General features: G+C 68.0%; 12 protein-coding genes. 6 read left to right on the top strand and 6 right to left on the bottom strand.

What is annotated here, in order from left to right; translation table 11 throughout:
• The first annotated feature begins 156 nt into the window (after positions 1–156).
• The 4 genes from D3H34_RS11320 (at position 157) to D3H34_RS11305 (ending at position 4,057) form a co-directional block, all read left to right on the top strand.
• Positions 157–1,248, top strand: a complete 1,092-nt coding sequence (locus D3H34_RS11320) for a glycosyltransferase family 4 protein (protein ID WP_119553551.1) — start codon at positions 157–159, stop codon at positions 1,246–1,248.
• A gap of 71 nt (positions 1,249–1,319) precedes the next feature.
• Positions 1,320–2,213: an acetylglutamate kinase gene (gene argB / locus D3H34_RS11315; RefSeq protein ID WP_119553550.1), complete on the top strand. Its 894-nt coding sequence runs from the start codon at positions 1,320–1,322 to the stop codon at positions 2,211–2,213.
• Between the two features lie 97 nt (positions 2,214–2,310).
• Positions 2,311–2,961 carry a nucleoid occlusion factor SlmA gene (gene slmA, locus D3H34_RS11310; protein ID WP_119553549.1) on the top strand — a complete coding sequence of 217 codons (651 nt, stop codon included), beginning with the start codon at positions 2,311–2,313 and terminating at the stop codon, positions 2,959–2,961.
• A gap of 214 nt (positions 2,962–3,175) precedes the next feature.
• Positions 3,176–4,057 (top strand): DMT family transporter, encoded by an 882-nt coding sequence (locus tag D3H34_RS11305; protein WP_119553548.1) that lies wholly within the window; start codon positions 3,176–3,178, stop codon positions 4,055–4,057.
• Here D3H34_RS11305 and D3H34_RS11300 read toward each other — a convergent pair.
• The 6 genes from D3H34_RS11300 to D3H34_RS11270 all read right to left on the bottom strand — a co-directional run bounded on the left by D3H34_RS11300 (position 4,054) and on the right by D3H34_RS11270 (position 10,617).
• Positions 4,054–5,112, bottom strand: a complete 1,059-nt coding sequence (locus D3H34_RS11300) for a malate/lactate/ureidoglycolate dehydrogenase (protein WP_119553547.1) — start codon at positions 5,110–5,112, stop codon at positions 4,054–4,056. The genes D3H34_RS11305 and D3H34_RS11300 overlap by 4 nt on opposite strands.
• Positions 5,113–5,183: 71 nt before the next feature.
• The gene (locus D3H34_RS11295; RefSeq protein ID WP_119553546.1) at positions 5,184–6,710 is read right to left on the bottom strand and encodes a UxaA family hydrolase; all 1,527 of its coding nucleotides are present in this window, start codon (positions 6,708–6,710) and stop codon (positions 5,184–5,186) included.
• 2 nt (positions 6,711–6,712) lie between these two features.
• Positions 6,713–8,110 carry a TRAP transporter large permease gene (locus D3H34_RS11290; protein ID WP_119553545.1) on the bottom strand — a complete coding sequence of 466 codons (1,398 nt, stop codon included), beginning with the start codon at positions 8,108–8,110 and terminating at the stop codon, positions 6,713–6,715.
• A gap of 51 nt (positions 8,111–8,161) precedes the next feature.
• A complete protein-coding gene (locus tag D3H34_RS11285; RefSeq protein ID WP_119553544.1) occupies positions 8,162–8,719 on the bottom strand; it encodes a TRAP transporter small permease in 558 nt (185 codons plus the stop codon).
• A gap of 127 nt (positions 8,720–8,846) precedes the next feature.
• Positions 8,847–9,863, bottom strand: coding sequence for a sialic acid TRAP transporter substrate-binding protein SiaP (locus D3H34_RS11275; protein ID WP_119553543.1), 1,017 nt, complete (start codon positions 9,861–9,863; stop codon positions 8,847–8,849).
• A 46-nt stretch (positions 9,864–9,909) separates the two neighbouring features.
• Complete coding sequence (locus tag D3H34_RS11270; protein ID WP_119553542.1) at positions 9,910–10,617, bottom strand: FadR/GntR family transcriptional regulator; 708 nt, start codon at positions 10,615–10,617, stop codon at positions 9,910–9,912.
• A 175-nt stretch (positions 10,618–10,792) separates the two neighbouring features.
• Here D3H34_RS11270 and D3H34_RS11265 point away from each other — a divergent pair, with 175 nt between their 5' ends.
• Together D3H34_RS11265 and D3H34_RS11260 are read left to right on the top strand one after the other, a co-directional pair.
• Positions 10,793–11,527, top strand: coding sequence for an SDR family oxidoreductase (locus D3H34_RS11265; RefSeq protein WP_119553541.1), 735 nt, complete (start codon positions 10,793–10,795; stop codon positions 11,525–11,527).
• Positions 11,524–12,288: an SDR family NAD(P)-dependent oxidoreductase gene (locus tag D3H34_RS11260; RefSeq protein ID WP_119553540.1), complete on the top strand. Its 765-nt coding sequence runs from the start codon at positions 11,524–11,526 to the stop codon at positions 12,286–12,288. The genes D3H34_RS11265 and D3H34_RS11260 overlap by 4 nt, the downstream gene beginning before the upstream one ends.
• Positions 12,289–12,309: the final 21 nt, after the last annotated feature.

The following is a 12,309-nucleotide window of genomic DNA, read 5'->3' as shown; positions in this document are numbered from 1 at the left end:
CCGGCTGTGGCGGTCGAGCTGCTCGAGCAGCGGCAGCACCAGCGCGAGCTGGCCGTGGATCACGATCGACAGGGTGACCGGGGCGTGGGGTGAAGAGGGGGGCGTGGGCATGGTCTAATTTCGCCCGGGAATTCTAGGGTTCCCCCAACCCCACACATGATTGCCCTGATCATCCTCAGTTTCTTCGTCTCCGCCATCGCGGTGCAGGTGTTCATGCGCCGCGCGCGCAGACACGCACGCCGCTACGGCGCCGACATGCCCCAGCGTTTCCACAAGGGCCATGTGCCGCGTCTGGGCGGTGCCGGCATCATGCTCGGCATGAGCGCGGCCTGGCTGGGCGCCGGGCTGATCGAGCCGCTGAACATCGCCTGGCCGCTCAAGTCCTCGATGCTCACGCTGGTGTGCATCCTGCCCGCCGTGCTCGGCGGCATCGTCGAAGACGTGACCCAGAAGGTCAAGGTGCGCTACCGCCTGGGCCTGACCATCGGATCGGCGCTGCTGGTGTGCTGGGTGCAGGGGCTGGGCGTGGCGCGCACCGGCTTCGAGACGCTCGACGGCTGGCTCGCGGTGCTGCCCTACGCCTCGCTGATCTTCGCGGCCCTGGCCATCGGCGGCCTGCCGCACGCCTTCAACATCATCGACGGCTACAACGGGCTGGCCGGCACCGTGGCCGTGCTCGTGTGCCTGGCGATCTCGCACGTCGCGCTGCAGCTGGGCGACCGGCAACTGGCCGCGATGGTGATCTGCCTGGTCGGCGCCACCTTCGGCTTCCTGGTCTGGAACTACCCGCGCGGCAAGATCTTCGCGGGCGACGGCGGCGCCTACATCTGGGGCATGGTGATCGCCGTGGCCTGCGTGACGCTGGTGCAGCGCCATCGCGTGGTGTCGCCGTGGTTCCCGATGCTGCTCTTGATCTACCCGGTGTGGGAGACGCTGTTCTCCATCTACCGCAAGCTGGCCCGGGGCCAGTCGCCGGGCACGGCCGATGCGCTGCATTTCCACCAGTTGATCTTCCGGCGCATCGTGCGCGTGGCCTTCGCGGACGACGAGGCGCGCCAGCTGCTGTCGCGCAACAACCGCACCTCGCCCTACCTGTGGATCTTCGCCGCGCTGTCGGTGGTGCCCGCGGTGCTGTTCTGGAACAACACCTTCGTGCTGATGCTGTTCTGTCTTCTGTTCGTCACGACCTACGTCGGGGCGTACCTGATGATCGTGCGCTTCAAGGTGCCCCGCTGGCTGCGGCCGTGACCGCTGCGCACGCATCCTTGTCGTTGCGAGAGTTTCTTTTCATCGTCCACCGCTTCGGAGCCTGACCGCCCATGACCGACCCCGTCCTCAACATCCCTCCGCGTGACAAGGCCGAGATCCTGGCCCAGGCGCTGCCGTACATCCGCAAGTTCCACGGCAAGACCATCGTCATCAAGTACGGCGGCAACGCCATGACCGACCCGGCGCTGCAGGCCGACTTCGCGGAAGACGTGGTGCTGCTCAAGCTGGTCGGCATGAACCCGGTGGTGGTTCACGGCGGCGGCCCGCAGATCGAGGCTGCGCTGAACAAGCTGGGCAAGAAGGGCAGCTTCGTGCAGGGTATGCGCGTGACCGACGCCGAAACCATGGAAGTCGTCGAATGGGTGCTGGCCGGCGAGGTGCAGCAGGACATCGTGGGCCTGATCAACCAGGCCGGCGGCAAGGCCGTGGGCCTCACGGGGCGCGACGGCGGCCTGATCCGCGCGCAGAAGCTCAAGCTGGCCGACCGCACCGACCCGAACGTGCAGCACGACGTGGGCCAGGTGGGCGACATCGTCTCCATCGACCCCAGCGTGGTCAAGGCACTGCAGGACGATGCCTTCATTCCCGTCGTCAGCCCGATCGGCTTCGGCGAGGAGAACGAGAGCTACAACATCAACGCCGACGTCGTCGCCGGCAAGCTGGCCACCGTGCTCAAGGCCGAGAAGCTCATGCTCCTGACCAACACGCCCGGCGTGCTCGACAAGGACGGCAAGCTGCTCACCAACCTGAGCGCGCGCGAAATCGACGACCTGTTCGCCGACGGCACGATCTCCGGCGGCATGCTGCCCAAGATCGAAGGCGCGCTCGACGCGGCCAAGAGCGGCGTGAACGCGGTGCACATCATCGACGGCCGCGTGCCGCACGCGATGCTGCTCGAGATCCTGACCGACCAGGCCTACGGCACGATGATCCGCGCGCGCTGAGCGCCACGGAGCACCTTCGCGCGCCTTCCGAAGTCAGGAGGCGCGCGCTCACTGCGCTGTGCGAGAATCAATTGATTACATCTTTGCACGCGCTCCCATGCAGAACGAAGAGACAGCTGCCCCCGGCGTAGAGTCCCCGGCCGAAACGCCCGCCGCCGCACCGACGCGCAAGCGCCCCAAGCCGGGCGAGCGGCGCGTGCAGATCCTGCAGGCACTGGCCGCCATGCTGGAGCAGCCCGGCGCGGAGCGGGTCACCACCGCCGCGCTCGCCGCGCGGCTCGAGGTGAGCGAGGCGGCCCTGTACCGCCACTTCGCAAGCAAGGCCCAGATGTTCGAAGGCCTCATCGATTTCATCGAGCAGAGCGTCTTCACGCTGGTCAACCAGATCCTCGAGCGCGAAGGCGCCACCGGCAGCCAGCAGGCGGCGCGCATCCTCGTGCTGCTCGTGCAGTTCGCCGAACGCAATCCCGGCATGACGCGCGTCATGGTCGGCGATGCGCTGGTGTTCGAGAACGAACGCCTGCAGCAGCGCATGAACCAGTTCTTCGACAAGATCGAGGCCACGCTGCGCCAGGTGCTGCGTGGCGCGGCCGCCGCCGACGGCTCGGCCACGCCCAGCGTCGATGCCCAGGTGCGCGCCGCGGCGCTCACGGCCTTCGTGGTCGGGCAACTGCAGCGCTTTGCGCGCTCGGGTTTCCGCCGCGCGCCTTCCGAACACCTGGAAGCGACGATCGCCCTGATCGTCTGAAGGCGAAGCCCGCCGGCGGTCAGCCGGCGCGGCGCCGAACTCGACGCGGCCCCGCGCGGCGCGTACGATGAATTCCTCTCTTGCCGCCACGTCACGTCTAGCCGTGCTGCGGTGACAAGCCCGTTTCGTCTGACCTCTGGATCGGAGGTTCGCATGAGTGCTTGTCCTTCAATCAACCCGCGCAGCCACCGCCCTCGGTCCCCAGGGGCGTGCCATGGCTGACGCTGCCGCCCGCCCGGCGCTTGTGCTGCACGCCGTCGCGCTCACCGCGGTCGCCATGGTCGCGTTCGCGGCCAACTCGCTGCTGTGCAGGCTGGCGCTGCAGCACGGCGGCATCGACCCCGCGAGCTTCGGCAGCATCCGGCTGGCTTCCGGGGCCATCACGCTTGCGCTCGTCGTGCGGTGCCGGGCGCAGCCGTCCGCCCTAGGCCACACCAGCTGGCTCCCGGCCGCCATGCTGTTCGCCTACGTCGCGTTCTTCTCCTTCGCCTACCTCAGCCTGTCCGCGGGCACGGGCGCGCTGATCCTGTTCGGCGCGGTGCAGCTCACGATGCTCGGCGCGGGCCTGGGCGGCGGGGAGCGCTTCGGCGTGCTGGCGTGGTTCGGCTTTGTCCTCGCGGCGGCCGGACTCGTCTACCTGGTGTCGCCGGGCGTTGCGGCGCCACCGCTGCTCGGGGCCGTGCTGATGGCGGTGGCGGGCGTGGCGTGGGGCGTGTATTCGCTGCGCGGCCGGGGCGTGGCCGACCCGTTGGCCGCGACCGCGCGCAACTTCCTGCGTGCGGTGCCGATGGCGCTGGTGTTGAGCCTGCTGTTCGCCACGCGCGCGCATGCGGATGCGTACGGCGTCGCGCTGGCCGTGGCCTCCGGTGCGCTGACTTCGGGGCTCGGCTACGTCGTCTGGTATGCGGCGCTGGGCCGGCTGTCGGCCTTGCGGGCGGCGACCGTGCAGCTGTCGGTGCCGCTGCTGGCGGCGTTCGGTGGCGTGCTGTTCCTGTCGGAAGCGATCACACCGCGGCTGGCGCTCGCCTCGGTGGCGATCCTCGGCGGCATCGCGCTCGTGCTGAGCCAGAAGTCGCGCAACGCGGCGCGGCGTTAGGCGACGGCCACGCCCACCTTGGTGCCGGCGGCAACGATCTCGCCCCACGTCGCGTCATCGACCCACACCCCGTCGCGCCGCCGCGTCGCGCGTGCCTGGCGTTCCGGCTCGCCCGCGATCTGCACGGCCTCGAAGCCCTGGCCCGGCGGGCTTTGCCGCAGCCAGTCGATGAACTCGCGCGCCTCCGCATCGAAAGCCTTCTGCGTGCCGAGCTTCACGGGGTCGATGAGCACGGTCAGCATGCCGTTCAGCACCGTGCGCGCCGTGTCCGCGGGCCGGTGCCAGGTGCCTCCGCCCGTGAGCGCGCCGCCCAGCAGCTCGCAGGCCACCGCCATGCCGTAGCCCTTGTGTTCGCCGAAGGTCATGAGCGCGCCGAACAGGCCGTTGCCTTGGGGCACCACGACCACGCCCGGGTCGTTGGTGGGTGCGCCGCGTTCGTCGACGAGGTAGCCGTCGGGCACCTGCTCGCCCTTGTTGTGGGCCACGCGCATCTTGCCCTGCGCCACGCGGCTGGTGGCGTAGTCGAGCACGAAGGGTTCGGCGCCCGCCAGCGGAATGCCGATGCAGCACGGGTTGGTGCCGAAGCGCCCGTCGCCGCCGCCCCAAGGCGCTACCACGGGGCGCGAGAGCACGTTGACGAAGTGTATGGACACGAGCCCTTGCGCCGTCGCCATCTCCGCGAAATGGCCGATGCGTCCCAGGTGATGGGCGTTGGCGAGCGTGAAGATGCAGCTGCCGTGCTGCTTCGCCCGTGCGATGCCGAGTTCCATCGCCTGAACGCCGACGATCTGCCCGTAGCCGTGCTGGCCGTCCAGGCCCATGAGCGTGCCGATGTCGAGGTTGACCTTCACAGCCGCATTCGGCACGAGACCGCCCTCGGCCACGGCGTCGACATAACGCGGCAGCATGCCCACGCCGTGCGAGTCGTGGCCGCTCAGGTTGGCCAGCACGAGGTTGGCGGCCACCTGCTGTGCTTCCGCCGTGCTGCTGCCCGCGGCTTCGAGGATGCGGGTGACGGTCGTTTGCAGGCTGTCGGCCGGCAGTGTTCTGGACATGGATCAGGCTCCTCTTGCGTTCAATGTGACGGCGTAGCCGCAGGGACGGGCGGGTATCGGCTGCGCCGGCCTCACATCACCGCACCGACCTGCCACGGCACGAACTCGTTCTGCCCGTAGCCGTGCTGCTCGCTCTTCGAATGCGCACCCGATGCGGTGGCCAGCACCAGCTCGAAGATGCGCTGGCCCATCTCCTGGATCGAGGCCGTGCCGTCGACGATCTCGCCGCAGTTGATGTCCATGTCTTCTTCCTGCCGCTGCCACAGCGCCGAGTTGGTCGCGAGCTTGAGCGACGGCGAGGGCGCACAGCCGTAGGCTGAGCCGCGCCCGGTCGTGAAGCAGATGAGGTTCGCGCCGCCAGCCACCTGGCCCGTGGCGCTCACCGGGTCGTAGCCCGGCGTGTCCATGTAGACGAAGCCGTGCGCGGTGACGGGCTCCGCGTACTCGTACACCGCCTCGAGGTTGCTGGTGCCGCCCTTGGCGACCGCACCCAGCGACTTCTCGAGGATGGTCGTGAGCCCGCCCGCCTTGTTGCCCGGCGAGGGGTTGTTGTTCATCTCGCCTTCGTTGATCTCGGTGTAGTGCTCCCACCACTTGATGCGGTCCACCAGCTTCTGCCCGACTTCGCGCTTCACGGCGCGGCGCGTCAGCAGGTGCTCGGCACCGTACACCTCGGGCGTCTCGCTGAGGATGGCCGTGCCGCCGTGCGCCACCAGCAGGTCGACCGCCGCGCCCAGCGCCGGGTTGGCGCTGATGCCCGAGTAGCCGTCGGAGCCGCCGCACTGCAGCCCGATGGTGATGTGCGCGGCACTGCACGGTTCGCGCTTCACCGCGTTGGCGCGCGGCAGCATCTCCTGGATGAGCGCCACGCCTTTCTCCACGGTCTTGCGCGTGCCGCCCGTGTCCTGGATGTTGAAGGTGCGGAAGTTCTCGCCCTCGGCCAGATGGCCGGTCGCGAGCCATGCATTGATCTGGTTGGCCTCGCAGCCCAGGCCCACCACCAGCACGCCCGCGAAGTTCGCGTGCGTGGCGTAGCCCGTGAGCGTGCGCTCCAGGATCTGCATGCCCATGCCTTGCGTGTCCATGCCGCAGCCCGTGCCGTGCGTCAGCGCGACCACGCCGTCGACGTTCGGGAACGCTGCGAGCGCCTGTGGATTGGTCTTGCGCGAGAAGTGATCGGCGATGGCGCGCGCGGCCGTGGCCGAGCAGTTCACGCTGGTCAGCACGCCGATGTAGTTGCGCGTGGCCACGCGGCCGTCGGCACGCTTGATGCCCATGAACGTCGCCTCGCGCTTCGCGGGTGCGGGCTTCACGTCGGCACCGAAGGCGTAGTCGCGTTCGAAGTCGCCCTTGTCGGGGCCCATGTCCAGGTTCTGCGTGTGCACGTGCTCGCCAGCCGCGATGGGCTTGCTCGCGAAGCCGATGATCTGGTTGTAGCGACGCACCGGTTCGCCCGGCGCGATGTCGCGCATGGCGATCTTGTGGCCCGGCGGGATCAGGCCGCGCACGGTCACATGCTCGACCACGGTGCCGCCCAGCAGCTGCGCGCGCGCGATGACGACGTCGTCGGCGGGATGGAGTCGGATGTAGGGCGTCATGGTCAATAGAACATCTTGGGAACCCAGAGCACCAGCTTGGGCATGTAGGTGATCACGCCCAGGCTGAACAGGAGCGGCACCAGCCAGGGCAGGATGGCCATCGTCGTGCGCTCGAAGCTCAGGCCCGCCACGCGCGCCAGCACGAACAGCACCATGCCCATCGGCGGGTGCAGCAGGCCGATCATGAGATTGAGCACCATCACCAGGCCGAAGTGGATCGGGTCCACGCCCAGCTGCGTGGCAATGGGCAGCAGGATCGGCACGAGGATGGTGATGGCCGCCGTGGGCTCCAGGAAGCAGCCCACGAACAGCATCAGCAGGTTGGCCAGCAGCAGGAACACCCAGGCCTCCTGGGTGAAGCTCAGCACCCAGCTCGCGATGCTGGTGGTGACGCCGGTGGCCGTGAGCATCCAGCCGAAGATCGAGGCGGCGGCCACGATGAACAGCACGGTGCTCGTGGTCTCGATGGTGTCCAGGCAGACCTTGATGAACATCTTCCACGAGAGCGTGCGGTACCAGGCGAAGCCCAGGATCATGGCCCACACGCAGGCCGCGATGGCGCCTTCGGTGGGCGTGAACAGCCCCGTGGTCATGCCGCCGATGAGCAGCACCGGCGTCATGATGGGCAGCAGGGCTTCGAAGCTGAAGATCTTGTCGAGCACGAACAGCGAGGCCAGCCCCGCGAACACCGTGAGCTGCGGCGGCGTGCCCAGCTTGGTCACCAGCACCCACAGCAGCAGCGGCCAGCCGACCACCACGGCCAGCTCCATCAACGCCTTGAACAGGCGCGTGCGCGAGAACTTGACGTCCGCGCCCCACTTGTTCTTGTGCGCGTAGTAGGCCACCGTGAGCATCATCAGGATGGCCATGAGCGCGCCCGGCAGCAGGCCCGCGAGGAACAGCGCACCCACCGACACGTTGGCCATCATTCCGTAGATCACGAAGGGCAGGCTCGGCGGAATGATCGGGCCCAGCGTGGCCGAGGCGGCCGTCACGCCCACCGCGAACTCGGTGGAGTAGCCGTGCTCCTTCATGGCCTTGATCTCGATGGTGCCCAGGCCGGCCGCGTCGGCGATGGCCGTGCCGCTCATGCCCGCGAAGATCACCGAGCCCAGCACGTTCACGTGGCCCAGGCCGCCCTTGAGCCAACCCACCAGCGCCAGCGCGAAGTTGTAGATGCGCGTGGTGATGCCGGCGTTGTTCATCAGGTTGCCGGCCAGGATGAAGAAGGGCACGGCCAGCAGCGGGAAGCTGTCGATGCCGCTGACCATGCGGTGGATCACCACGAACGGCGGCAGCGTGCTGTCGCTCGTGAGGATGTAGACCAGCGAGGCGCCGGCCATGGCGATGGCCACGGGAATGCCGCCGGCCATGAAGAACAGGAAGATGATTTTCAGCATGGGGTTCCGTCGCAGGACCGCGCCTGCATCTGTGTGCCGGTGGGATTCGCCTCAGTGGTCGCGCAGGGTGGATTCGGGTTGCTCGAGCACGCTGTAGCCGCGCCGCCAGTGGACGCGCAGCACCTGCAGCGAACGCCACGCCATCGCGGCGAAGCCGAGCACGCACAGCGCGTACACCACGTTCATCGGCAGGTCGACGATGGTCATGCGCGTCTGGTTGCCGATCTTCAGCATCATCTGCACCGTCATGACGACAGCAGCGACGAAGAAGGCGGTGCGCAGTACATCGACGACCATCGAGAGCGCGCGGCCCATCGCGCGCGGCATGTGGCGGTAGAAGAAGTCGACTTGGATCTGGTTGTTCTTCGACACCCCCACCGCCGCGCCGATGAAGACCACGCCTATGAGCATGTAGCGCGCCACCTCCTCGGTCCAGGCGGCCGAATCGTTCAGCACGTAGCGCGTGACGAACTGGTAGAACACCGTCAGGCCCAGCATCCAGAACAGGGCCAGCGAAAGCCAGCCCTCGACGATGGTGTCCGACAGGTCGACCGCTTCGTCTTCCGCGTGGAAGTGGCCCTCGTCGTCGATGATCTTCTGTTCGGTCATGCGGCTCCCGATCGTGCGATGAAGTCTTTCATGGGGATACCGAGGAACCGGCTTTGCCGGGCCTCAGGTATCGCCCCCTGCAAGGGGGTTGGCGAAGCGACACGCAGTGCGCGCAGCCTGGGGGTGTTCATTTGATCGCCAGGATTCGGTCGTAGTCCTGCTGGCGATAGCCCTGGTCGGTGGGTTTGGTGGCCTTGAGCACCGCTTCACGGAACGCGTTCTTGTCGACCGTGATCACGTTGTTGCCCTTCTTCTTGAACTCTTCCACCAGCCGCGCCTCGGACGCGATGATTTCGCGGCCCGTTTTCTCGGCGGCTTCCTGCATCACCTCGGTGAAGATCTTCTTGTCTTCCGCCGAGAGCTTGGCCCACAGCTGGCCCGAGCAGATGGTGAGCAGCGAGTCGACGATGTGGCCGGTGAGCGAGATGTTCTTCTGCACCTCGAAGAACTTCTTGGCCTCGATGGTGGGCAGCGGGTTCTCCTGCGCATCGACCGTGTTGTTCTGCAGTGCCAGGTACACCTCGGCGAAGGCGATCGGCGTCGGGTTGGCCCCCAGCGATTTCGGGAACGCCAGGTAGGCCGGTGCGTCGGGCACGCGGATCTTCAGGCCCTTCATGTCCTCGGGCTTGGCCACCGGCCGCGCGGCGCTGGAGGTGACGTGGCGCGCGCCGTAGTAGCTCAGCGCCGTGATGTGGTTGCCGCTCTTGTCGTCGTAGCCCTTGGCGAGTTCCTTGAACACGTCGCTGCGGGCGTACTTGAGCTGGTGCTCGGCGTCGCGGAAGATGAACGGGAAGTACGAGATCGCCAGCGGCGTGTAGGTGCGGCCCGCGAAGCTCGCACCCGACAGGATGATGTCGACCGTGCCCAGCGTCAGTCCCTGGTTGATGTCGGCCTCCTTGCCCAGCGTGGAGGCCGGGAACACCTGCACCTCGTAGCGGCCGTTGGTGCGCTTCTTGATCTCGTCGCCGGCCCACACCGAGTACTTGTGGAAGGGCTCCGAGGTCTCGTACACGTGCGCCCACTTGAGCTTGGTCTGCGCCGACGCGATGCCCGTGACGCCCAGCGCGCCCATCGCCAGGGCGCAGGCGGCCAGGGCCTTGAGGGCGGTGCGTTTGCTGTGCTTGCTGCTGCTTGTGCTGATCATGTGGCTTGTCTCCGTTGTAGTCGTTGGCAGGAATGCTGGCGAAAGGTCAGGAAGGCTTGGCGCGGCGCCAGCTCGCGCTGAAACGGTGGTGCGAGTTGTCCATGTGCGCGTGCATCGCGGTGCGCGCGGCCTCGGCGTCGCGCGCGGCAATGGCGTCGCGGATCGCCTCGTGCTCGGCGATGGCGGCGCGCCAGGAGGTGACGGTCTCGAAGTAGCCGCCCAGCCGCGTGAAGATCGGCCCGCGGCGCGAGTCCCAGAAGCCCTGCACCGTCTCGACCAACACCACGTTGCCGCCGGCGCTGACGATGGCCAGGTGAAAGGCGCGGTCGCCGTCCAGCGGCATGACGTTGCGGTCGGCCATCTCGCGCATCGTGGCGATCGCGCGCGTCATCGCGTCCACGTCCTTGCGCTTGCCCGAGAGGGCGGCGATGGCGGCGGTCTCGCCCTCGATCACGCGGCGCGCGCGGATCAGCTCCAGCGGCCCCCACTCGGTGGGCGCCACCGGCGCGCTGGCGCGGTGCGAGCGGTCGAGCACGTACACGCCCGAGCCGGTGCGCACCTCGACCCAGCCTTCGACCTCCAATGCGATGAGCGCTTCACGCACCGATGGCCGGCTCACGCCGAGCTGCTTGGCCAGGTCGCGCTCCGCGGGCAACCGCGCGCCCACGTCGAACTCGCCCTTGGCGATCAGCCCCCGGAGCTGGTCGGCAATCTGGCGATAGAGGCGTTGGGGTTCGACGGTCTGGAGCGGCACGGGGACGGGTGGCAGGTGGCGGGCGAGGCGGTGGATCGGCTTAAGGGTTGTCCTGAATTGGACAAGCGGTAAGGCCAATTCAGAATACGGCGATTCACAGATGTCACCCATCGGGCCTAACCCGAATCCACCGCTCATCCCCCAGAACCCCAGGAACCCCCAGGAGACACCGACCATGCGATTGAAGGGAAAGACCGTGCTCGTCACCGCGGCCGGCCAGGGCATCGGCCGCGCCAGCGTGCTGGCGCTCGCGGCCGAGGGCGCCCATGTGTGGGCCACCGACGTCAACGAGCAGTTGCTGGCGGCCTACGCCGGCGTGGCGAACGTCACGGCCCTGAAGCTCGATGTGCTCGACAAGGCGGCCATCGGCGCGGTGGTGGCGCAACTGCCGGCGCTCGATGTGCTCTTCAACTGCGCGGGCGTGGTGCACAACGGCACCATCGAGCAGGCCAGCGACGACGACCTCGACTTCGCCTTCCGCCTCAACGTGCGCGCCCAGATGTGGACCATCCAGGCCGTGCTGCCCGGCATGCTCGCGGCCGGACGCGGCAGCATCATCAACATGGCCAGCGTGTGCTCCAGCATGAAGGGCCTGCCCAACCGTTTCGTCTACGGCACCACCAAGGCGGCGGTGCTCGGCCTCACCAAGAGCGTGGCCGCCGACTACGTGGCGCGCGGCATCCGCTGCAATGCCGTGTGCCCGGGCACGGTCGACACGCCCTCGCTGGGCGATCGCATCAACGCCAACGCCGACCCCGAGGCCGCGCGCAAGGCCTTCGTGGCGCGCCAGCCCATGGGTCGCCTCGCACAGGCCGAGGAGATCGCGCCGGTGGTGGTGTTCCTCGCAAGCGACGAATCCATCTTCGCCACCGGCCAGGCGTTCACCGTCGACGGCGGCATCACGATATGAACCGGCTCGACTTCGAAGGCCGCCATGCGGTGGTCACCGGTGGTGCCACGGGGCTGGGCTTGGGCATCGCGCAGCGGCTCATCGCCTCGGGCGGCAGCGTCACGCTGTGGGACCGCGACGAGGCCGCCGCCGTGCGCGCGGCCGAAGCGCTCGGTGCCAGGGCCTTCGCGCTGAAGGTCGACGTGACGCAGCAACCCTCGGTCGCCAAGGCCGTGGCCGCCACGCTCGCGCACGCGCCGCGCATCGACGCACTGGTCAACAGCGCGGGCATCACCGGGCCGAACGTCAAGCTGTGGGACTACCCGGTGGACGAGTGGCGCCAAGTGATGGAGGTCAACGTCACCGGCGTGTTCCTGTGCTGCCGCGAAGTGGTGGCGCAGATGCGCCGGCAGGGCGAGAACGGCGCAAAAGGTGAGGGCCGCATCGTCAACATCGCCTCCGTGGCGGGCAAGGACGGCAACCCCAATGCCAGCGCGTACAGTGCGAGCAAGGCCGCCGTGATCGGGCTCACCAAGTCGCTCGGCAAGGAACTGGCCGACACCGGCATCCGCGTCAACTGCGTGACGCCCGCTGCGGTGAAGACCGCCATCTTCGACCAGATGACGCCCGACCACATCGCCTTCATGCTCTCGAAGATTCCCATGGGCCGCTTCGGCACGGTGGAGGAAGTGGCCGCACTGGTCGGCTGGCTCTGCACCGAAGATTGTTCTTTCTCCACCGGCGCCGTGTTCGACCTCTCCGGCGGCCGCTCCACTTACTAACCTCATTCAATGCACTGAAAG

The organism is Acidovorax cavernicola, assembly GCF_003581445.1.
This window is presented reverse-complemented; position numbering and strand designations above follow the sequence as displayed.